The organism is Mesorhizobium sp. M0048 (assembly GCF_040323405.1).
Classification (GTDB): Bacteria; Pseudomonadota; Alphaproteobacteria; order Rhizobiales; family Rhizobiaceae; genus Mesorhizobium.
Genome location: NZ_JAMYUV010000048.1, coordinates 24322 through 43978, shown reverse-complemented (window position 1 = coordinate 43978; position 19657 = coordinate 24322). Strand labels below are relative to the sequence as shown.

General features: G+C 63.9%; 22 protein-coding genes and 1 pseudogene. 18 read left to right on the top strand and 5 right to left on the bottom strand.

The window, feature by feature from the left end:
* From NKJ84_RS27050 to NKJ84_RS27025, 6 genes are all read left to right on the top strand, one after another.
* Positions 1-168: hypothetical protein (locus NKJ84_RS27050; protein WP_352508973.1), on the top strand; the 168-nt coding region annotated here is incomplete at its 5' end.
* A 29-nt stretch (positions 169-197) separates the two neighbouring features.
* On the top strand, positions 198-1499 hold the full coding sequence (odhB, locus tag NKJ84_RS27045; protein ID WP_352508969.1) for a 2-oxoglutarate dehydrogenase complex dihydrolipoyllysine-residue succinyltransferase: 1302 nt from the start codon (positions 198-200) through the stop codon (positions 1497-1499).
* Between the two features lie 96 nt (positions 1500-1595).
* Entirely contained in the window at positions 1596-2051 is a 456-nt protein-coding gene (locus NKJ84_RS27040; RefSeq protein ID WP_502894229.1) for a hypothetical protein, read from the top strand.
* Positions 2048-2803, top strand: coding sequence for an SDR family oxidoreductase (locus NKJ84_RS27035; RefSeq protein ID WP_352508967.1), 756 nt, complete (start codon positions 2048-2050; stop codon positions 2801-2803). The genes NKJ84_RS27040 and NKJ84_RS27035 overlap by 4 nt, the downstream gene beginning before the upstream one ends.
* 18 nt (positions 2804-2821) lie before the next feature.
* Positions 2822-4228 (top strand): dihydrolipoyl dehydrogenase, encoded by a 1407-nt coding sequence (lpdA, locus tag NKJ84_RS27030; RefSeq protein ID WP_352508966.1) that lies wholly within the window; start codon positions 2822-2824, stop codon positions 4226-4228.
* Positions 4229-4258: 30 nt separating this feature from the next.
* Positions 4259-4600, top strand: coding sequence for a hypothetical protein (locus NKJ84_RS27025; protein ID WP_352508965.1), 342 nt, complete (start codon positions 4259-4261; stop codon positions 4598-4600).
* A gap of 373 nt (positions 4601-4973) precedes the next feature.
* Here NKJ84_RS27025 and NKJ84_RS27020 read toward each other — a convergent pair.
* Both NKJ84_RS27020 and NKJ84_RS27015 read right to left on the bottom strand, forming a co-directional pair.
* Positions 4974-6040 (bottom strand): annotated as a pseudogene (locus NKJ84_RS27020) (TraB/GumN family protein).
* A gap of 85 nt (positions 6041-6125) precedes the next feature.
* A complete protein-coding gene (locus NKJ84_RS27015; protein ID WP_352508964.1) occupies positions 6126-7064 on the bottom strand; it encodes a tyrosine recombinase XerC in 939 nt (312 codons plus the stop codon).
* A gap of 115 nt (positions 7065-7179) precedes the next feature.
* Between NKJ84_RS27015 and rimM the strand changes: the two genes are divergently transcribed.
* Both rimM and trmD read left to right on the top strand, forming a co-directional pair.
* Positions 7180-7773 (top strand): ribosome maturation factor RimM, encoded by a 594-nt coding sequence (gene rimM / locus NKJ84_RS27010; protein WP_352508963.1) that lies wholly within the window; start codon positions 7180-7182, stop codon positions 7771-7773.
* The gene (gene trmD / locus NKJ84_RS27005) at positions 7770-8468 is read left to right on the top strand and encodes a tRNA (guanosine(37)-N1)-methyltransferase TrmD (protein ID WP_352508962.1); all 699 of its coding nucleotides are present in this window, start codon (positions 7770-7772) and stop codon (positions 8466-8468) included. Before rimM ends, trmD begins: the two co-directional genes overlap by 4 nt.
* Here trmD and NKJ84_RS27000 read toward each other — a convergent pair.
* Positions 8450-9202: a sulfite exporter TauE/SafE family protein gene (locus NKJ84_RS27000; RefSeq protein WP_023679781.1), complete on the bottom strand. Its 753-nt coding sequence runs from the start codon at positions 9200-9202 to the stop codon at positions 8450-8452. The two genes, trmD and NKJ84_RS27000, sit on opposite strands and share 19 nt — an antisense overlap.
* Positions 9203-9569: 367 nt before the next feature.
* Between NKJ84_RS27000 and rplS the strand changes: the two genes are divergently transcribed.
* The 5 genes from rplS to leuC all read left to right on the top strand — a co-directional run bounded on the left by rplS (position 9570) and on the right by leuC (position 14590).
* The gene (gene rplS / locus NKJ84_RS26995) at positions 9570-10109 is read left to right on the top strand and encodes a 50S ribosomal protein L19 (protein ID WP_254817835.1); all 540 of its coding nucleotides are present in this window, start codon (positions 9570-9572) and stop codon (positions 10107-10109) included.
* 255 nt (positions 10110-10364) lie between these two features.
* A complete protein-coding gene (locus NKJ84_RS26990) occupies positions 10365-11162 on the top strand; it encodes a transporter substrate-binding domain-containing protein (protein WP_352508961.1) in 798 nt (265 codons plus the stop codon).
* Positions 11163-11428: 266 nt separating this feature from the next.
* The gene (locus tag NKJ84_RS26985; protein WP_352508960.1) at positions 11429-12244 is read left to right on the top strand and encodes an amino acid ABC transporter permease; all 816 of its coding nucleotides are present in this window, start codon (positions 11429-11431) and stop codon (positions 12242-12244) included.
* 52 nt (positions 12245-12296) lie between these two features.
* Positions 12297-12932, top strand: coding sequence for a class I SAM-dependent DNA methyltransferase (locus tag NKJ84_RS26980; protein ID WP_352508959.1), 636 nt, complete (start codon positions 12297-12299; stop codon positions 12930-12932).
* 248 nt (positions 12933-13180) lie between these two features.
* Entirely contained in the window at positions 13181-14590 is a 1410-nt protein-coding gene (gene leuC, locus NKJ84_RS26975; protein WP_352508958.1) for a 3-isopropylmalate dehydratase large subunit, read from the top strand.
* Positions 14591-14650: 60 nt separating this feature from the next.
* On the opposite strand, the gene NKJ84_RS26970 is transcribed toward leuC, so the two are convergent.
* On the bottom strand, positions 14651-14962 hold the full coding sequence (locus NKJ84_RS26970) for a hypothetical protein (protein ID WP_352508957.1): 312 nt from the start codon (positions 14960-14962) through the stop codon (positions 14651-14653).
* A 160-nt stretch (positions 14963-15122) separates the two neighbouring features.
* Between NKJ84_RS26970 and NKJ84_RS26965 the strand changes: the two genes are divergently transcribed.
* Together NKJ84_RS26965 and NKJ84_RS26960 are read left to right on the top strand one after the other, a co-directional pair.
* The gene (locus NKJ84_RS26965; RefSeq protein ID WP_352508956.1) at positions 15123-16319 is read left to right on the top strand and encodes a GGDEF domain-containing protein; all 1197 of its coding nucleotides are present in this window, start codon (positions 15123-15125) and stop codon (positions 16317-16319) included.
* Between the two features lie 76 nt (positions 16320-16395).
* Entirely contained in the window at positions 16396-17616 is a 1221-nt protein-coding gene (locus NKJ84_RS26960) for a GGDEF domain-containing protein (RefSeq protein WP_352508955.1), read from the top strand.
* On the opposite strand, the gene NKJ84_RS26955 is transcribed toward NKJ84_RS26960, so the two are convergent.
* Complete coding sequence (locus tag NKJ84_RS26955) at positions 17600-17959, bottom strand: hypothetical protein (RefSeq protein WP_352450158.1); 360 nt, start codon at positions 17957-17959, stop codon at positions 17600-17602. The genes NKJ84_RS26960 and NKJ84_RS26955 overlap by 17 nt on opposite strands.
* 255 nt (positions 17960-18214) lie before the next feature.
* On the opposite strand from NKJ84_RS26955, the gene NKJ84_RS26950 reads away from it, so the two are divergent.
* The 3 genes from NKJ84_RS26950 to sdhD all read left to right on the top strand — a co-directional run bounded on the left by NKJ84_RS26950 (position 18215) and on the right by sdhD (position 19654).
* Entirely contained in the window at positions 18215-18595 is a 381-nt protein-coding gene (locus NKJ84_RS26950; RefSeq protein ID WP_352508954.1) for a hypothetical protein, read from the top strand.
* Between the two features lie 242 nt (positions 18596-18837).
* Complete coding sequence (sdhC, locus tag NKJ84_RS26945) at positions 18838-19257, top strand: succinate dehydrogenase, cytochrome b556 subunit (RefSeq protein WP_352508953.1); 420 nt, start codon at positions 18838-18840, stop codon at positions 19255-19257.
* Position 19258: 1 nt separating this feature from the next.
* Positions 19259-19654, top strand: coding sequence for a succinate dehydrogenase, hydrophobic membrane anchor protein (gene sdhD / locus NKJ84_RS26940; RefSeq protein WP_352508952.1), 396 nt, complete (start codon positions 19259-19261; stop codon positions 19652-19654).
* Positions 19655-19657 lie beyond the last annotated feature (3 nt).

The following is a 19657-nucleotide window of genomic DNA, read 5'->3' as shown; positions in this document are numbered from 1 at the left end:
TGGTCGTTCAGCGACCCGTACCTCCAATGGGTGGGGGCGAATAGCGCCGCCAAGAATCAGCGGGGGCGCTATCCGGCCCGCCCGCCCGCCGCCTCGCCGGCGACCGGATTGATGTCGAAGCATCTCGCCCAGCTTGCCGCCTTGCTCGACGACGCGCTTGGTGAATAGAACAGAACCGAAAGAAACGGACAGGCACAATGGCAACCGAAATCCGCGTCCCGACACTTGGTGAATCCGTCACCGAGGCGACCATCGGCAAGTGGTTCAAGAAGGTCGGCGACGTGATCGCCGCCGATGAGCCGCTGGTCGAGCTCGAAACCGACAAGGTGACGGTGGAAGTGCCGGCCGCCGCCGCGGGCACGCTCGCCGAGATCGCCGTCAAGGAAGGCGAGACGGTCGGCGTCGGCGCGCTGCTCGGCACGATTTCGGCAGGCGCCGGCGCGGCAGCCAATGCCGCCGCCGCTCCGGCAACGAAGCAGGAGGCGGTGTCGCAGGCCTCGGCTCCGACTGCAGCCTCGAGCGTCAAGCAGGCTGCGGCCGAGACCGCCAAGATTGCCGGTGACGCCGGCGCGATCGAGACACGCACCATGCCGCCGGCGCCGTCGGCGGCAAAGCTGCTGGCCGAGCACAATCTCGCGGTCGACCAGGTGTCGGGCTCGGGCAAGCGCGGCCAGGTGCTGAAAGGCGACGTGCTCGATCTTATCGCCAGGGGCGCGCCGTCGCAGCCGGCAGAAATGCCCAAGGCCGCGCCTGTACCGGCACCCGTTGCCGCGCGCGCGCCGTCCGCTGCCGACGATGCGTCGCGCGAGGAGCGGGTGCGCATGACCAAGCTGCGCCAGACCATTGCGCGCCGCCTTAAAGAAGCGCAATCGACCGCCGCCATGCTGACCACCTTCAACGAGGTCGACATGAGCGCGGTGATGGCGCTGAGGAGCAAATACAAGGACGTGTTCGAGAAGAAGCACGGCGTGAAGCTCGGCTTCATGGGCTTCTTCACCAAGGCCGTCACCCATGCGCTGAAGGAGATCCCGTCGGTCAATGCCGAGATCGACGGCACCGACATCATCTTCAAGAACTACGCTCATATCGGCGTTGCCGTCGGTACAGAGAAAGGCCTTGTCGTGCCGGTTGTGCGCAATGCCGACCAGATGTCCATCGCCGAAATCGAGAAGGACATCGGCAGGCTGGGGCTTGCGGCGCGCGACGGCAAGCTCTCCGTCGCCGATATGCAAGGCGGCACGTTCACGATTTCCAACGGTGGCGTTTACGGGTCGCTGATGTCGACGCCGATCCTCAATGCGCCGCAGTCCGGCATTCTGGGTATGCACAAGATCCAGGAGCGGCCGGTGGTGGTCGGCGGCCAGATCGTCATCCGGCCGATGATGTATCTGGCGCTGTCCTACGACCACCGCATCGTCGACGGCAAGGAAGCGGTGACCTTCCTGGTGCGGGTCAAGGAAAGCCTGGAGGATCCTGAGCGGCTGGTGCTCGACCTCTAGGGGGCGGCCGACGTGGGCCGGAGCATGGATCTGCGCCGCCGGATGAGTTCGTGCCGTTTCCGGTCCGGTTTGTTTGTCACAATCTGCGCACTCGGCGTGCAGACGGTCTCCGCGGCCCTCGCCGCCTGCCCGCTCGAACTGGCCGTCTATGGCGATCCTGAGAACGCCGCCGAGATCGATTTCAGGCCGACCATGGAGTCGGCTACCGTCACCAATACCTTCAAGATGGTGCTCGACAATGGCGTCGTGCTCGACGGCATCGTCATGTGGACGGAGGGCGTGGCGCGGCCGCACGGCTCGCTGATGTACAAATGCCCGGCCGGCGACGTCACCGGCGACGAGCTCGCCGCCTGCACCGTGTGGGAGGGCGTCATCTACACTGCCGACGACCAGGGCAATATCGCGTTGCTGCCGGGCGAAGGAAAGGATGCGCCGAAGAAGCTGATCCTGCCTGACTTGGGAGCGTCGTTGCAGATGTCGGCGGCCTATGGCGCCAACGGCTTTTCCAGGGTGCCCTGGGACGTCTTTGCCCTGAAGGGATGTCAGGAATGAGCGCGAGCGGAAAGATCCTGCTGGTGACCGGCGGCAGCCGCGGCATTGGCGCCGCTACATGCAGGCTTGCCGCCAAGGCCGGCTATCGCATTGCGGTCAATTACGCGTCGAATGCAAAAGCCGCCGAAACGGTGGTCGCCGACATCGAGGCTGCTGGCGGAGAAGCCTTCACAGTCAAGGCCGATGTCGGCAACGAGACGGACGTATTGGCCATGTTCGAGGCTGTCGATGGCCGTTTCGGTCGGCTCGACGCGCTCGTCAACAATGCCGGCGTGGTCGACCAGAGCGCGCGCGTCGACGAGTTCAGCGCTGCAAGGCTGGAGCGCATGATGCGCATCAATGTGATCGCGCCGATGCTTTGCGCCCGCGAGGCGGTGAAGCGGATGTCGACCAGGCATGGCGGCAAGGGTGGCGCCATCGCCAATGTTTCTTCGATCGCGGCAAGGCTTGGCGGGCCGGGTCAATATGTCGACTACGCCGCCTCGAAGGGCGCGCTCGATTCCTTCACCATCGGGCTTGCCCGCGAAGTGGCCGGCGAAGGCATTCGTGTCAACGCGGTCAGCCCGGGCATTATCGACACCGAAATTCATGCCTCCGGCGGTCAGCCGGATCGCGCCGAGAGAATGCGCAAGGTGGTGCCCATGCAGCGCGTCGGCACCGCCGAGGAAGTCGCAGCCGCAATTCTGTGGCTGCTGTCGGACGAGGCGTCCTACACAACAGGCGCCAATCTGGAAATCGGCGGCGGCCGCTAAAGCAAAAGGGACAGTATCATGGCCTATGATGTCGTTATCATCGGATCGGGACCAGGCGGCTATGTCTGCGCCATCAAGGCGGCACAGCTCGGTCTGAAGACGGCGGTGGTCGAAAAGAACCCGACCTTCGGCGGCACCTGCCTCAACATCGGCTGCATCCCGTCAAAGGCGCTGCTGCATGCGACCGAGATGTTTGCCGAGGCCGGCCATTCCTTCGAGGCGCTCGGCGTCGAGATCGGCGCGCCCAAGCTCAACCTTGGGAAGATGATGGCACACAAGGATGCGACGGTGACGGCCAACGTCAATGGCGTCGCCTTCCTGTTCAAGAAGAACAAGATCGACAGTTTTCGTGGCACCGGCAAGGTAGTTGCGGCCGGCAAGGTGTGGGTGACCTCCGATGACGGCAAGGTCGAGGAGATCGAGACCAAGAACATCGTCATCGCCACCGGCTCCGACGTCGCCGGCATTCCCGGCGTCAAGGTCGATTTCGATGAGACGGTGATCATCTCGTCGACCGGCGCGCTGTCGCTGGACAAGGTGCCGGGCCATCTGGTGGTGGTCGGCGGTGGTGTCATCGGTCTGGAGCTCGGCTCGGTATGGGCGCGGCTCGGCGCCAAGGTCACCGTGGTCGAGTTCCTCGACACCATCCTGGGCGGCATGGATGGCGAGGTCTCCAAGCAGTTCCAGCGCCTGCTGTCGAAGCAGGGCTTTGAGTTCAGGCTGGGCGCCAAGGTGACCGGCGTCGCCAAGGCCAAGAAGGGAGCGATTGTCACCTTCGAGCCGGTCAAGGGCGGAGCAGCCGAGACGATCGAGGCGGACGCGGTGCTGATTGCGACGGGACGGCGGGCCTATTCGGACGCTCTCGGGCTGAAGGAGACCGGCGTCGACGTCGATGAGCGCGGCCGGGTCAAGACCGACGGCCATCTCAGGACCAACGTGCCTGGCATCTATGCCATCGGCGATGTCATCGCCGGACCGATGCTTGCACACAAGGCTGAGGACGAGGGCGTGGCGGTGGCCGAAACCATCGCCGGCCAGGCCGGGCATGTGAACTATGACGTGATTCCGAGCGTCGTCTACACCACGCCCGAAATCGCCTCGGTCGGCAAGACCGAAGAAGAATTGAAGAAGGCCGGCATCGACTACAAAGCCGGAAAATTCCCGTTCAGCGCCAATGGCCGCGCGCGCGCCATGCTGCACACCGACGGCTTTGTGAAAATCCTGGCCGACAAGGCCAGCGACCGTGTGCTCGGCGTCCACATCGTCGGCTTCGGCGCCGGCGAGATGATCCACGAGGCGGCCGTGCTGATGGAATTTGGCGGCTCGTCGGAAGACCTGGCCCGCACCTGTCACGCCCATCCGACAATGTCGGAAGCGGTAAAGGAGGCGGCACTGGCGACGTTCTTCAAGCCGATCCATATCTGAGCAAACGCGGTGAATCGCAAACCTTAGAGATTGGCTGAAACGTCCAAAGCCCTCGACGGCTGCTCCCAAAAACAAAACGGCCCGCTTTTCAGCGGGCCGTTCATATATCAAATCAGCAGTTTGATCACTGAGCCGGGGCAGGTGCTGGTGCTGGTGCCGGGGCTGGCGCAGGGGCCGGAGCAGGAGCGGGTTCTGCCGGAGCCGGAGCCGGAGCCGGTGTTGCCGGAGCTGGCGCAGGAGCCGGTTCGGCTGGTTTCATCGGCTCGGCGGGCGCTGGGGCCGGAGCTGGTGTGCTGGCTGCGGGCGGTTCGGCAGGCGCAGGTGCCTCGCTACGTCTTCCAAAAACATAATAGGCGACAATTGCCAGGATAACGACGACCAGGGCAATCAGCCAGCCGCTGCCGCCGCCGCTTGGCCGCGCGGAGCCCGGCGAGGTGAATGGGTCGTTCGGATTGGGTGTGTTCGCCATAAAAGTGTCCTCCGTGGATGAAAAACATCAAGTAATAGCCATCAACGTACAATCGTTGAATCGGTTTCACATTAGGCGTTGAAAACGCCGAAAACAGGGCAATTCTGATCCGGAATCCCTTGCAGGCATGCATTTCCACCGCAAAATGGGTTCGGTCGAGCCAAAGCGAACCTTTTTCAGTTTCTTGACACGAAGCGCGGCTGGTCCGCCGTCGCGCCGCGAGTAGGGGTTGACCCAGGCGTGGCGATGATTCGGTGTGCAACTCCGCCGTGTTGTTCAGTTGACGGCAGTCACCGTATAGCCGGTCTTGCGGAAACCCTCGACCAAGCCTTGCGCTCCGGGAAGGTGCATGGCGCCGACCGCCATGAAGACATTGCCGTGGGCGAGGATCGGCGCTGCACGATCAACCACACCCTGTTGCGGCTGGTGATCATGGTCTGCTCGAATTCGGCGTAACCCGATTGGTCGTCGACCTGTTCGGGGACGACAGCCCGAAACAGCGGTACGTACATGCCAGTGTCGCCACGGCGGTAAAGCACGATCATGGTTTCGTTGACGTCGTTCACCTTGTCGCCAAGCTTCAGCGTATCGACCAGACCCTTCAGGTGAAAGGCGATCGGCAGCGAAGCCATGGCGCGCAGCTGGTCGGCGATTGTCTCCAGCCCCTCGACTGATTTGCCCGCAGCCTCGGCGTCCTTGGCAAGCTTGACGTCGAGCACCGGCGCGCCGCCAGCCTGGCGGGCGACTTCGCATGCTGGTAGCGCCACCATCGCCGACAGCAACCAAGGTTTCATCTTGGCGACAGTCGCTGGCGGGATGCCACGCGCGTCGAGCGCCTTGTCGACCACCGCCGCGTCCTCTGGCGACAGCAGCGACGAAAGCGTCGTCTTGTCGGTGAACATCATCAGATCCGGCTCTTTCAGCAATGCTGCCATCATCTTCTGCTTATCGAGCACTTCGGTGGTTTCGATGATGACGGTGCCAGCCGCATCAAACGCCTTCTGCGCGGCGGGTGGCAGCGTGGTGACGCGCGGGTCGGTAAGGTGCATGGTGCCGAACAGGAAGGACGGTTTTTCGCCCGATTTTTCCAGCTTCCACAGCAAGCCTTTGCCGTTCGGTGTTGCTGCCGCGTCCGCCTCGATCTTGCGGTAGCCAGCCGGGTCGTTCTTTTGCAACGCGCTGAGCATATCGGTACCGGTGCAGGCCGGGGCCTCGGCGCGTGCCTTGCCCGCGGCGAGCAGCGCGATGATGAGGAAGGAGAGGAAAAACAGGGCGTTGAGCGCGACGAGCAGCTTCAGCGACACTTGGGTCGCGCGGTCGGCGATGGCGATGAGGCGTTTCATGCTGCGCTTCTAGGCGCAAAAAGCGGCAAAACGGTTAATCAGCGCATCAAAATTGTTGCGAGATCGTCACCTATTCAAGCGTCCATCACGCACGAGGATGAGCTGCTTCGTAAATCTCGAGCAGCCTCGCGGTGTCGACGCCGGTGTATATCTGGGTTGTCGACAGGCTGGCGTGGCCGAGCAACTCCTGGATGGTGCGCAGGTCGCCGCCGCGCCCAAGCAGATGCGTGGCGAAAGAATGGCGCAGCGCATGCGGCGTCGCGGTGTCGGGCAGGTTGAGCGCCGAGCGCAGCTTGGCCATGTCGCGCTGAACGATCGCGGGGTTCAGCGGGCCGCCGCGCGCACCGCGAAACAGCAGGCCCTTGGGATCGAGATGCCAGGGGCAGAGGCGGCGGTATTCGGCAATCGCCCGCAGCGCTACCGGCAGCACCGGCACCAGCCGCGTCTTGCCGCCCTTGCCGGTGACGCGCAGCACAGTATCACCAGGTGAGGATAGATCGGCGCCCGACAGGCCGAGCGCCTCGGAGATCCGCAAGCCGGACCCATAAAGCAGAGTCAGCACGGCGGCGTTGCGCGCGGCAATCCACGGCTCCTCCGCCAGTTGGCCTTCCACCGAGACGACGTGTTTTGCATCGCTTGCGGTCAGCGGCTTGGGCAGCGATTTCGGCTGCCGCGGTGCGCGCAAGGCTGCCGCACCTGCCGCATTGGCGAGGCCGCGCCGTTCCAGGAAACGCAGCAGCGAGCGGATGCCGGCCAGCCCGCGCCCGAGCGTGCGGGCACCGGCGCCCTCGGCACGGCGGGCAGCGAGAAAGCCGCGCAGATCGGCTGGGCGCAGATCGGCGATGTCTGAAATACCAGGCGAGCCGCCGCAATGGCTGGTCAGGAAATGCAGGAACTGGCGCGTGTCGCGCTCATAGGCCTCGACGGTTTCGGGCGACAGCCGGCGTTCGCGCGCCAGCATCTTCAGCCAGGCCTCGCGCGCCGCCTGAAGATCGGGTTTTGCCGGTATGAGGAATTCCTGCATTGCGCTCTTCCAGTTCCCCGCCATCTTCCGGCATGCGGGTTAGGAAGCGGTGAAGAGCGGCATCATTGAAATGACGATGGGCTGGGGTTAGAGCAAGGCAAAGGATTTTCCGCAGATGAGCAAACCGCAAAACCCCGTCCAGATGGCCGTGATCGGTGCCGCGCACGGCATCAAGGGCGAATTGCGCGTCAAGAGCTTTACCGGCGACCCGCTGGCGCTGGCCGATTACGGTCCGCTCTACGCCAGGGATGGCCGCGCCTTCCAGATCGTCGACATCAGGCCTGCCAACACCGTCGTGGTGGTGCGCTTCAAAGGCGTCAACGATCGCAATGCCGCCGAGGCGCTTGCCGGCACCGAATTGTTCGTCGACCGTTCGGTGTTGCCTGATGAGGGCGAAGAGGACGAATTCTACCACGCCGATCTCGTCGGGCTGGAGGTCAAGGACGACACCGGTGCCATTATCGGCAAGGTCGTCGCCGTGCATAATTTTGGCGGCGGCGACATTCTCGACGTGACGCTGGCGGGGCGCAAAGGCGTGCTTATCCCGTTCACGCGGGCCGCTGTTCCGGAAGTGTCGATCGCCGGCGGCTTTGTCCGCATCGATCCGGCTGCGGCAGGGTTGGTCGAGGACGGAGAATCTGCCGAGCGCGACAGCTTCGACCCCAAGGGCCGGCCGCGCGGGCCGAGGGACGCCGGAGGCAACCGGTGAGTTTTTCGGCTTCGGTGCTGACGCTCTATCCCGAGATGTTTCCCGGCGCGCTTGGCCTGTCGCTGGCCGGCCGCGCGCTCGACACCGGCATTTGGTCGCTCGAAACGATCCAGATCCGCGACTTTGCCCGCGATCGTCACCGGACCGTGGACGACACGCCGGCCGGCGGCGGCGCCGGCATGGTGATGCGGGCAGACGTGCTGGCCAGCGCTATCGACCATGCCTCGCCGGCAGGCGATCCACGTCCGCGCCTGCTGATGAGCCCTCGCGGCAAGCCGCTGACACAGCGCCGTGTGCGTGACCTCGCCGCCGGGCCGGGTGCGGTGATCGTCTGCGGCCGCTTCGAAGGCGTCGACCAGCGGGTCATCGAATCGCGAGGCCTCGAGGAAGTCTCGATCGGCGATTTCATCCTGTCCGGCGGCGAGCCGGCGGCACTCGTGCTGCTCGACGCCGTGGTGCGCCTGCTGCCCGGCGTGATGGGCAATGCGGTATCGGGCGAGGAAGAGAGCTTTGAAAACGGCCTGCTCGAACATCCGCATTATACGCGGCCGCAGGAATTCGAGGGCCGGCCGATTCCCGAAGTGTTGATTTCGGGCAATCACAGCAAGATCGCGGCGTGGCGGCGGGCCGAAGCGGAGAGGCTGACGAAGGAGCGACGGCCGGATCTTTTAGCCGCTCAGCCCTTATCGAAATAGTAGAAGGCCAGGAACAGGCCGACGGCAATGACGAAGCCGCGCACCGCGTTCTGCGGCACGCGCCTGGCGATCCAGACGCCGGCATAGCCGCCGAGCGCGCCACCCGGGATCATGATGATCGCCTGCAGCCAGGCGATGACGCCGCCAGAGACGAAGACCAGGATGGCAACCGCAGCGATGACCACGGCCAGCATGTTCTTCAATGCGTTCAGCCGATGATAATCGCCGGACTGGGTGAGACCGAGCGTCGCCAGCATCATGACGCCCATGCCGGCGCCGAAGAAGCCGCCATAGACGGCGGTGGCGAACTGCGCCAGCGACCCGACCAGCGAACCCACCGCGGCTTCATGCTCCGGCTTGGGCGCCGGTTTCAGCCATGGCCCGGCAGCGAACAACGCTGTTGCCGCCAGCAGCAGCCACGGCACCAAGGCGCGGAACGACGGGTTGTCGAGGCCTAGAAGGATGAGCGCGCCAGACAGCGCACCGAGAGCCGAAATGAGGCTGAGCAGCAGTGCGCCGCGCCAGAAATGCTTGATGTCGTGCCAATAGGCCAGCGTCGAGGTGATATAGCCAGGAAATTGCGTCACCGACGATGTCGCGTTGGCGACGATCGGCGGCAGGCCGGCCAGGGTCATGGCGCCAAAGGTTATGAACGTGCCGCCGCCGGCAACGGCGTTGACCGCGCCTGATAGAAAGCCGGCGAGAAAGAGCAGGACCGCGTCCAAGATTGGCATGAGGGGTGTCGTCGCTGGAGGAAAAATGCTTATCTTCCGGCTTAGAAAGCTTGACGCGCGGGCGCAACCCCCTGGACCACAAGCGATCACGGGATTGCCACAGCGGCGCCAGCCAAAAAGAAGCAGCGCCAAAAAAGAGCCAGCGAAGGCGTGACAAAGCGCCGAAATAGCTGTATGTGCGCGCCGAACCGGAAGAAAATCTGCCAAGAGCGATCTTCTGGCCCGTCAACAATGACGGTGTAGTCGCCCCTGCCCGATGTTCTCGAACAGAAGTTCTCGAACGAAGGGCATAGCCGAGCGGTCGATGCGACTGCAAGGCGAGTGTCGGACGCTCTGACTGTCGGAAGAACAAGAAGTGGATTTTGAGATGGACATCCTCCGTCAGCTCGAGGCCGAGCAGGCCGCCAAGATCGAAGCCAAGCGCAAGCTCCCCGAATTCCAGCCCGGCGATACCGTGCGCGTTCAGGTCCGCGTGACCGAAGGCACCCGCACCCGCGTCCAGGCCTATGAGGGCGTCGTCATCGCCCGCGCCGGTGCCGGCTTCCAGGAAAATTTCACCGTCCGCAAGATCTCCTACGGCGAAGGCGTGGAGCGGGTGTTCCCCGTCTATTCGCCGATGGTCGAGGGCGTCGAGATCGTGCGCCGCGGCAAGGTGCGTCGCGCCAAGCTGTACTATCTGCGTGACCGTCGCGGCAAGTCGGCGCGTATTTCGGAAAACACCGGCGTGCGCGCCCGCAAGCTCAACGATGAAGAGCGCGATGCGCTGAACGCCGAGAAGGCGCGCATCGAGGCCGAGAAGGTGGCCGCCGCCCAGGCGCTGGCCGCTGAGAAGGCGGCGCAGGACGCCGCCGAGAAGAAGGCCGCCGACGAGGCCGCCAAGGCCGCGGAGGCAGCTGCCGCCGAATAAGGCGTCGTCGAAACCCATGGTTTCGGAAAGGCGGCTTCGGCCGCCTTTTTGTTGTGCGAGGTGGATTCGATTTTGCCGGTCCGCAATCGATACGGATCGTTCCGTAATGCCGCCATTGAAAGCATCGGAAACTCATTTTCGTGCCGAGCGGCGCATCGGAGCGGCTTGCAAGGCGCCTGCGGAAAGCTAAAGTCGGCGCCGGATTTCCTGCATGCCTCGGTCGATCGAGGCGGTTCAGTTCTTGGGGAGCGTGTCATGACCAAATCGAAACTGCTGCTGGCCGGCCTGCTGGCTTGCCTTCTCTTGCCCATCGCGGCCCTGGCGCAGGCGCTGCCCGATCTTGGCGGCAGGAAAGTGGTGGTGGTGACCGAAAACGCCTATCCGCCGCTGCAGTTTATCGATGCCAAGACCGGTAAGCAGATCGGTTGGGAATATGACGCGATGAACGAGATCGCCAAACGGCTGAACTTCAAGGTCGAGTACCAGAACACCTCGTGGGACGCGATGATCCAGGCGGTTTCCGACAACCAATACAACATCGGCATGACCGGCATCACCATCAAGGACGACCGCAAGCAGAAGGTCGATTTCTCCGATCCCTATATGCGCTCGGAACAGTTCATGCTGGTGCGCGGCGACGAGAAACGCTTCACCGATGCCAAGACGTTCGCTGCCTTCAAGGACGGGCTGATCGGTGCGCAGGCCGGCACCACGCCGTTCTACACCGCCGTCTACAGCGTGCTCGACGGCAATGAGCAGAACCCGCGCATAAAGCTGTTCGAGACATTCGGCGCGACGGTGCAGGCGCTGAAGGCCGGCGACGTCGATGTCGTGCTCACCGACGGCACTGCCGGCAAGGGCTATGTCGATGCGTCCAATGGCGGGCTGAAGCTGATCGGCGGGCCGCTCGGCACCGAGGATTTCGGCTTCATCTTCCCCAAGGGCTCCGACCTGGTGAAGCCGGTCAACGCGGCGATCGCCGCGCTCAAGGCCGACGGCACGCTCGACGCGCTCAACAAGAAGTGGTTCCTCGACTACAAGATGGGGCAGTAGGCCCGCTTGTTGCGCGCATTTCATGACGATTGTGCGCGGGAACTCGCGCTGACTCTGCGCTCGTACACCCCCCTCTGGCCTACCGGCCATCTCCCCCGCAAGGGGGGAGATCGGATTTCGCATCGGTTTTCGCTAATTTTCAGTGTTGCAGAACGGACGGCGAGGTCAAAGCTGCCGATCTCCCCCCTTGAGAGGGAGATGGCCGGCAGGCCAGAGGGGGGTGTGACAGAACGCTGCCTTCGTGACTCTGTCACCGGTACCGCTTGATGCCGTCGCCGCCTCTCGCCTCGGCCAAATCCGACTTCCCGTGGTGGCTTGCCGTGGCCCTGGCGATCGCCTTGGCCGCCGCCGTCTTCATCGTTGCCAGCGACCTCTATGCCCAGGTCTTCGCAACCGTCGCCAAGGGCATCGGCGTCACCATCTTCGTCACCGTGGTCGCCTTCGCGCTGGCTTGCGCGATCGGGCTCGGCGTCGCTCTGATGGGCCTGTCGGACTCACGCTGGCTCAGCCAGATCGCCCGCTTCTACGTCGAGATCATCCGCGGCGTACCGATGCTGGTGCTGTTGTTCTGGATCGCCTTTGCCGGCGCGCCGGCCTTCGTCGCAGCGTGGAACGCGCTGACGGCGCCGCTGCAAAGCGCCGGCCTCTTCGGTGAGCTGCTGGTACGCGACGTCTCGCTTTTATGGCGCGCCGTCATGGCGCTGACCATCGGCTATTCCGCCTTCATCTCGGAGGTGTTCCGCGCCGGCATCCAGGCGGTCGAGAAGGGCCAGATCGAGGCGGCGAAGGCGCTCGGGCTGACGCGCACGCAGCGCTTCCGGCTGGTCGTCTTTCCGCAGGCGATCCGCACCATCCTGCCGCCGCTCGGCAATGATTTCGTCGCCATGGTCAAGGATTCCTCGCTGGTCTCGGTGCTCGGCGTCGCCGACATCACCCAGATGGGCAAGATCTACGCCGCCGGCTCGTTCCGCTTCTTCGAAACCTATTCGATCGTCGCCTATATCTATCTCATCCTGACCGTCGGCCTGTCGCTGGCCATGCGGGCGCTGGAGAAGCGGCTGCGCCACCAGCATGGGGAATAGAAGGCAGGCGAAAACGGCGCTACCATCGAGCGGACGCGACCGGGGAGGACCCATGATCATCGACAAGGCCAATGCGGCGCTTGAAGCGGTCTACACGGCCGACACGCCTGAGGCGCTCGCCAAGGCCTATGCGCAATGGGCCGCGACCTATGACGGCGAAACCGCGGCGCTCGGCTATCTCCTGCCGTTCCTGATCACCGCCTGGGTGGCGCGCTACGTGCCGCCGGGCGAAGGACCGCTGCTCGACGCCGGCTGCGGCACCGGCCTGTCGGGGCCGTCGCTCAAGGCGCTAGGCTACCACGACGTTGCCGGCCTCGACCTGTCGCAGGACATGCTGAAAATCGCCGGCGGCCGGCAGGCCTACAGCGAGCTGAAACAGGCGATACTCGGCGGGCCATTGCCCTGGCCGGACGGCTATTTCCGGGCCTTTTTCTCGACCGGCGTGTTCACCATCAGCCACGCGCCGGCGTCGGGCCTGCATGAGCTGGTGCGCATCACCCGGAAGGGCGGCCACGCCATCTTTACGGTCCGTGACCAGGTGTTTGAAAGCAGCGGGTTCAAGGCCGTGTTTGGCGAACTGGAGCAGGCGAAAAAATGGCGGCCGGTCGAGGAGAGCCCATGGTTCCGCTGCTACGCGATCGCCGAGCCCGACGCGCTGGTGAAAACCTTCGTGTTCGAGGTGCTGTGAAGCGCCTGCGAAGGCAGACGCGATTGCTGAAAAGCCAAAACATTGATATGAGCAGCGCCATGGAAGAGCTTTTTGGCGATCCGGCCTATAAAGGTTTCGTGCTGCAGGACAGGAAACGCCTGCCGTCGCGATTTTCCGCGCGCGTCTGCGGGGCGCTGACCAGCCGACTTCGCTAGGGCGGACTCGCCAGGCTGTTTCGCCGGCCGACCGGCGTCCCTTTCCCTTTTTAAATCGACGGATTTACGCACATGAGCGCACCGCGCACCCTCTACGACAAGATTTTCGACGACCATGTCGTCGACCGCCAGGACGACGGCACCTGCCTGCTCTATATCGACCGCCACCTCGTCCACGAAGTCACCAGCCCGCAGGCTTTCGAAGGCCTGCGCATTACCGGCCGCAAGGTTCGGCATCCGGAAAAGACGCTGGCTGTCGTCGACCACAACGTGTCGACTTCGCCCGAGCGAAAGTTCGGCATCAAGAACGAGGAAAGCCGCATCCAGGTCGAGGCGCTGGCCAAAAACGCCAAGGATTTCGGTATCGAATATTATTCCGAGAAGGATATCCGCCAGGGCATCGTCCACATCATCGGTCCCGAGCAGGGCTTCACGCTGCCCGGCATGACCATCGTCTGCGGCGACAGCCACACCTCGACGCATGGCGCGTTCGGGGCGCTGGCGCACGGCATCGGCACCTCGGAAGTCGAGCATGTGCTGGCGACGCAGACGCTGATCCAGCGCAAGGCCAAGAACATGCTGGTGCGCGTCGACGGCGCACTGCCGGAAGGCGTCACCGCCAAGGACATCATCCTCGCCATCATCGGCGAGATCGGCACAGCCGGGGGCACCGGCTATGTCATCGAATATGCCGGCGAGGCAATCCGTGCGCTGTCGATGGAAGGTCGGATGACGATCTGCAACATGTCGATCGAAGCCGGCGCGCGCGCCGGCCTGATCGCGCCGGACGAGACCACCTTCGCCTATGTCAAGGACAAGCCGCGCGCCCCCAAGGGCGAAGCCTGGGATGCCGCGCTCGCCTATTGGAAGACGCTGCAGTCCGACGAAGGCGCGCATTTCGACAAGGTCGTCGTGCTCGACGCGGCAAAGCTGCCGCCGATCGTCTCCTGGGGCTCCTCGCCCGAAGACGTTGTCTCGGTTCAAGGCATCGTGCCGAACCCAGACGACATCACTGATGAGAACAAGCGCACGTCCAAGCAGCGTGCACTCGACTATATGGGCCTGATACCGGGCACCAAGATCACCGATATCGAACTTGACCGCGTCTTCATCGGCTCCTGCACCAATGGCCGCATCGAGGATCTGCGCGCCGCCGCCAAGGTGATCGAAGGCAAGAAGGTCAATCCGCGGGTCAGCGCGATGATCGTGCCGGGCTCCGGCCTGGTCAAGGAACAGGCCGAGGCCGAAGGCCTCGACAAGATCTTTGTCGCGGCCGGCTTCGACTGGCGCGAGCCGGGCTGCTCGATGTGCCTTGCCATGAACGACGACCGGCTGAAGCCGCATGAGCGCTGCGCCTCGACCTCGAACCGCAATTTCGAAGGGCGCCAGGGCTTCAAGGGCCGCACCCATCTGGTGTCGCCGGCAATGGCGGCGGCGGCGGCAATTGCCGGCCATTTCGTCGACATCCGCGAGTGGAAATAGCGCAGGGCGCGCCCAGTCGGATATGAGAGTGCCCGAGCCGCAATGCGGTTCGGGCATTCTTCAGCCGGGCCGCCTGACGAATTCGTGAAATCCCTCACGTCGGCCGGGTTGGTCCTTTGCAACGACCAGCGCCAGTTGGCGCTCGTCGAAGAGTTTGAACCATTCATCCCATTCGACCAGTTCATAGCCGCCGGCATTGACCGGACGTTCGGGCTCATCCTGGTCCTGATAGGCATGCTGGCCGAAGACCAGCCTCAGCATGGGCTGCGTTCCGGCTTCGGGCGACACGTCGACGATCGCCGGAAAGCCGGCGCGCGCCGCCGCCCAAGAGCGAATTGCATCGTGATCGGTCAGCATGATCGTGTCGGCCATCGGAGCGTCTCCTGGTTGCCGTCGTGAAACGCCGCTCGCCGTTCGCGGTTCCGCCCAGCGGCTGCGTCGACGCACCTGTCGTATATTCGCTTTCGCTTAACCGCTTGTTTGGGCTTCCGCTCTAACGTCTCCTGAGGGAAGCGAGGGGAAATTACAGCGCTTGGACACCGGCCTGCTCATAGCGCTGCTCAATCCAGGCATCGCCCTCACACTCGGCACTGCATTTCTCGTGCTGTGGTTCTATCAGCGTCACCGTCCCTATCTGGCCGTGCTGGCGGCGGGCTACTCGGCCTCGGCCGCAGGCTTCCTGCTCCAGTATTTCACGCTGCCTGTCGGTATGGCGCCCACCAAGCTCATCTCGATCCTGTGCTTCACCTTTGCCACTTGCTGTCTCGCCGGCGCGGTCATTGCGCGCTATGGGCGGCGCGTGCCTTACACGGCGGTCGGCATTCTGGCCTGCGGCGGACTGGCCGCGTTCTCGTGGTTTCTTTTTGCCCGGCCGGATCTCACCTGGCGCATCCTTGCCATCAATTTCAGCTTCGGCGGCATCAGCCTGGTTGTTGCCGCCGAGTTGCGCGCAGTGCGCAACAACGGCCCGACAGAAATGGTCCTGTTCGTACTGTCGCTGCTTTCCGGCATGAACTTCCTGGCGCGGACCCTTGCCGTCGTCATCGCGCATGGGCCGTTCACCAGCTATGAAGGGCTTTACACCTCCTCCTATTGGACGACGGCGCTGCTGTCGCATGCATTGCTGTCGCTGCTTATTGCACTTTGCCTGTTTGGCGCCGCCGCGCTCGATGTGACGAAGGCCCTGAAGACCGAAACCCTGACAGACCCGCTGTCGGGCCTGCTCAACCGCCGCGGCTTCGAGGAGCGCGCCACGCTGGTGCTGCAGCACTGTGCCACGGCGCGATTGCCGGTTACGCTGGTGCTGGCCGATCTCGATCATTTCAAGGCACTCAACGATCAGCATGGCCACGCGGCCGGCGATCGCGTCATCGTCGATTTCGCCGCCAAGCTTCTGTCGGCTGCAGGTGCGCGCGGCGTTGCCGGCCGCGTCGGCGGCGAAGAGTTCGCCGTGCTGTTGCCGCTCAGCGACCTTGGCGCGGCAAGACTGTATGCCGAAACCATTCGCACGCTCTATTCGGCGGGCCGAATCGACGGGCTTCCGCCCGAGACAAGAGTGACCGCGAGCTTCGGCGTGGCCGCCCGCACCAGCCACGAAGGGCTGGACCCGCTGATGCGCCGCGCCGACGAAGCGCTCTACAAAGCCAAAAGGAATGGCCGCGACAGCGTGTGCCTGTCCCATCAGCGGCCTGAAACGGTCGTCCTTCCCAATCGGACCAGTGCTGGCTGAGCGTCAGCGGCGGCTTCGAATTAACGTCTTTTTCGCCCGTTGGTGATCTGCTGTTCGGGGGGAGTGCCAAAACGCCATGGGCAGCGCTAATTTCATCCTGCTGATCAACCTGTTCGTTGCCGGGCTGCTGGCGGCGGCCTTCATGACGATCGCGGTCTATGACGCCGGCCGGGTGTCGGCGCGCTGGCTGGCGTTCGGCTATGTGCTCGGCATGGCTTATTTCGCGATCGAGTTCAGCATTCCTGCCTTCGACAATGCGCGCCCCGTAGTTGTCGCCGCCTTTGCCGCTTTCCTTGCTGCTACCATCGCCTTCAATGGCGGGCTTGCCCATAAATACCGCGTTTCGCCGCCTTGGCCGCCGATGCTGCTCTTCCTGGTCTTCGCCACCCTCGCGGTCTACTTCGTGCAGGACCTGCCACGCCAATCGTTCGTGCGAATGGCGGCCTACCAGCTTCCCTATGCGGCCATGCAGTTCACCGGGCTGGCGATCGTCTTGTCGTCCAGGCAAAGACGCGAGCGGCTCGACTATATGCTGATGGCTGTCCTTGCGGCCAGCACCTTGCAGTTCGCCAGCAAACCCTTCATCGCCCATGCGCTTGGTGGCTGGGGCGCCAACCCGCAATCTTATGCGCAGACCAGCTATGCGTTGGTGTCGCAGTCGGTCGGCACCGTGTTCGGCCTGGCGCTTGCGCTGGTGACATTGGCTATCCTGGTCCGCGACGTGCTCGCCGAGGCGACGTCGAAATCGGAAACCGACACGCTTTCGCGGCTGCTCAACCGTGGCGGCTTCGAGCGCCATGCCGAGATCGCACTGCGTGACGCCATGCGGCGCGCCGTTCCAGCGGCACTGGTCATTGCCGATCTCGACCATTTCAAGCGCATCAACGATACTTACGGCCACGCGTCGGGCGATCGGGTCATCGAGACCTTTGCCGGTTTTCTCCGCGATGCCGCGGCCGACCATCATGTCGCCGGCCGCATCGGCGGCGAGGAATTCGCGATTTTCCTGCCGGGGACCAATCTAGCCGCCGCCCGGCTCTTTGCCGAGGGCACGCGGAGCGCCTTCGGTGCCACGCCGATCGACTGCCTGCCCGCGGATCACCGCTGCAGCGCCAGCTTCGGCGTTGCCGAGCTTGGTCCGGGCGAAAGCTTTTCCGACCTGTTGCGGCGCGCCGACAAAGCGCTCTATCAGGCGAAGGGCAGCGGTCGCGATTGCGTGCGTGTCTCGGTGGGGCCGGCTGTTGCCCTGCCGGCGCCGTCAACCAAGGGCGGCGTGGCCGTCAGCGGCAGGGGCTGAGCTCCGGCATTTCGCCGTCGGAGAGGCCGTACATATAGCTGCGGCCCTTGACGAAAACCGGCGGCCTATAGCAGTCGCCGCCGCGGACATCGTCCGATTCGTTTTCGTAGATCACGTCGGGCTGGCCGGCGCTGGTGTAGTCGGACAATTCCTTGGCCAGCTTGCCCTCGCCAACGAGGATACGCTTGTAGCCGGCGGCGCTGTCGATGACGAGATTGCCGAAGGAATCGGCATAGACGCGGTCATGATGGCGCGTCCCGGCGAATGCCGGTGCGACGACGCCGACGGCGAGCGCCGCCAATAGGAACCAGGGAAGGCGCGATCCTGCTGAATTCGAATGCATGGCGTGCTGCTCCATTGCTAAGAGGCAAGCCTCCTCGAATCAGAAATTAATCTTTTATTAACCTTTGTTAAGAGGGCAACCGCAGCAGGGGCGAGGTCTCGGAAAATATGGTTAATACCCGATCGCCCACCGGCCATCATTCGGCCACGCCTTGTTCCCACCATCCCCAGCATCGGGCGCGACTCAAAAAGCATGAAATCCGGTGGCTTGCCGGAGCATCGCGGCGGGCTCGATACGCGGTGGGGAAAGCAGCAAATGAGATTACGCCGCACGTTTCGGATGACGCTGGCCATTCCGCCGCTGCTGGCTGCAGCCGCCTGCGCGCCGCAGACCAGCGCGCCCAAGCTCAGCAACACGGCCGCCGCTTCCGTGTCGCTTGCTCCCGCCGCTAGCGAACCGACGGCACCGCAGCCGCGCACAGCTACTTACAACTGCGCCGACGGTAGCGTGATGACCATCGAGAATCTCGGCACGTCGGTGCGCGTCCTCGGCCAGAACGGCGCCAGCGCCGAGCTGCCGGCATCACCGGCCAATCAGACCAGCCGTTACGGCGAGGCGCATGACGCAATCGTGATCGATGGGCGTGAGGCGCTGGTGATGAAGGGCGGTGCATCACCGCTGGCCTGCAAGCGCTGATCCGCCCCTTGCGCCAGCCATATTTTGCAGTGCGGCGACATTGTGCCGGCGCAAGGCGACAGCCCTAATCGATTGAAGCTGAAAGCCTCGCTTTCATCAGACTAAATTACGTTTTCGAAACGGTTTTCCGGCTTTGACGCGGTGCAAAAAGAGCATTAGAAACCGGCTGTCCGAAGTCGCAACCGGAAGCGGTAATGCCGCATTCCCACCTGAGGCTCCAGAGACGCCGAACTGGGGGAGCCATGAGCAAATCACCAGCCACCCGCGAATTTGCCAGACGTGAACGGCCGCTTTCGCCGCATCTGACCGTCTATCGGCCGCCGATCACCATGACGATGTCGATCGTCCACCGCATCACCGGCGGGGCGCTCTATTTCGGCACGCTGCTGGTCGCGCTGTGGCTGATGGCGGCGGCGAGCTCGGAGGCGACCTTCAATGCCGTCAACTGGGCCTTCGGCTCGTGGCTGGGACGGCTGGTGCTGTTCGGCTACAGCTGGGCGCTGATGCACCACATGCTGGGCGGCGTGCGCCATCTTATCTGGGACACTGGGGCAGGGCTGGAAAAGCATACCGCATCGAGGATCGCCTGGGCGACGCTTGCCGGCTCGGTCATGCTGACGCTGCTGATCTGGATCGCCGGCTACCTGGCGCGGGGAGCCTGACATGAGCGGCAAAAACACCGACATGCGCACGCCGCTGGCCAAGGTCCGCGGCCTCGGTTCCGCCCGCGAGGGCACCGGCCATTTCTGGCGCCAGCGGCTGACGGCGATCTCCAACATCCCGCTGGTCCTGTTCTTCGTCGGCTTCCTGATCGCACTCAACGGCGCCAGCTATATCGAGGTGCGCGCCGCACTTGCCAATCCGTTCGTGGCACTGGTGCTGGCGCTGGTGCTGCTGTCGGTGCTCTACCACATGCGGCTCGGCATGCAGGCAATCATCGAAGACTATGTGCATGGCGAAGGCGCCAGGCTGGCGCTGCTCGCCCTCAACACATTCTTTCCCGTAGTCGTCGGCGTCGCTTCGGTCTTCGCCCTGCTTAAACTGGCATTTGGAGGCTGAGTT

Coding starts and splice junctions, on each gene's coding strand:
- NKJ84_RS26970 (WP_352508957.1), bottom strand. CDS start 14,962: ATGGCCGACACGATCATGCTGACCGATCACGATGCAATTCGCTCTTGG.
- NKJ84_RS27035 (WP_352508967.1), top strand. CDS start 2,048: ATGAGCGCGAGCGGAAAGATCCTGCTGGTGACCGGCGGCAGCCGCGGC.
- NKJ84_RS26985 (WP_352508960.1), top strand. CDS start 11,429: ATGCCGTCGCCGCCTCTCGCCTCGGCCAAATCCGACTTCCCGTGGTGG.
- sdhC (WP_352508953.1), top strand. CDS start 18,838: ATGAGCAAATCACCAGCCACCCGCGAATTTGCCAGACGTGAACGGCCG.
- NKJ84_RS26955 (WP_352450158.1), bottom strand. CDS start 17,959: ATGCATTCGAATTCAGCAGGATCGCGCCTTCCCTGGTTCCTATTGGCG.
- NKJ84_RS27015 (WP_352508964.1), bottom strand. CDS start 7,064: ATGCAGGAATTCCTCATACCGGCAAAACCCGATCTTCAGGCGGCGCGC.
- NKJ84_RS26990 (WP_352508961.1), top strand. CDS start 10,365: ATGACCAAATCGAAACTGCTGCTGGCCGGCCTGCTGGCTTGCCTTCTC.
- leuC (WP_352508958.1), top strand. CDS start 13,181: ATGAGCGCACCGCGCACCCTCTACGACAAGATTTTCGACGACCATGTC.
- NKJ84_RS26980 (WP_352508959.1), top strand. CDS start 12,297: ATGATCATCGACAAGGCCAATGCGGCGCTTGAAGCGGTCTACACGGCC.
- rplS (WP_254817835.1), top strand. CDS start 9,570: ATGGACATCCTCCGTCAGCTCGAGGCCGAGCAGGCCGCCAAGATCGAA.
- NKJ84_RS26960 (WP_352508955.1), top strand. CDS start 16,396: ATGGGCAGCGCTAATTTCATCCTGCTGATCAACCTGTTCGTTGCCGGG.
- NKJ84_RS27000 (WP_023679781.1), bottom strand. CDS start 9,202: ATGCCAATCTTGGACGCGGTCCTGCTCTTTCTCGCCGGCTTTCTATCA.
- odhB (WP_352508969.1), top strand. CDS start 198: ATGGCAACCGAAATCCGCGTCCCGACACTTGGTGAATCCGTCACCGAG.
- sdhD (WP_352508952.1), top strand. CDS start 19,259: ATGAGCGGCAAAAACACCGACATGCGCACGCCGCTGGCCAAGGTCCGC.
- rimM (WP_352508963.1), top strand. CDS start 7,180: ATGAGCAAACCGCAAAACCCCGTCCAGATGGCCGTGATCGGTGCCGCG.
- NKJ84_RS26950 (WP_352508954.1), top strand. CDS start 18,215: ATGAGATTACGCCGCACGTTTCGGATGACGCTGGCCATTCCGCCGCTG.
- lpdA (WP_352508966.1), top strand. CDS start 2,822: ATGGCCTATGATGTCGTTATCATCGGATCGGGACCAGGCGGCTATGTC.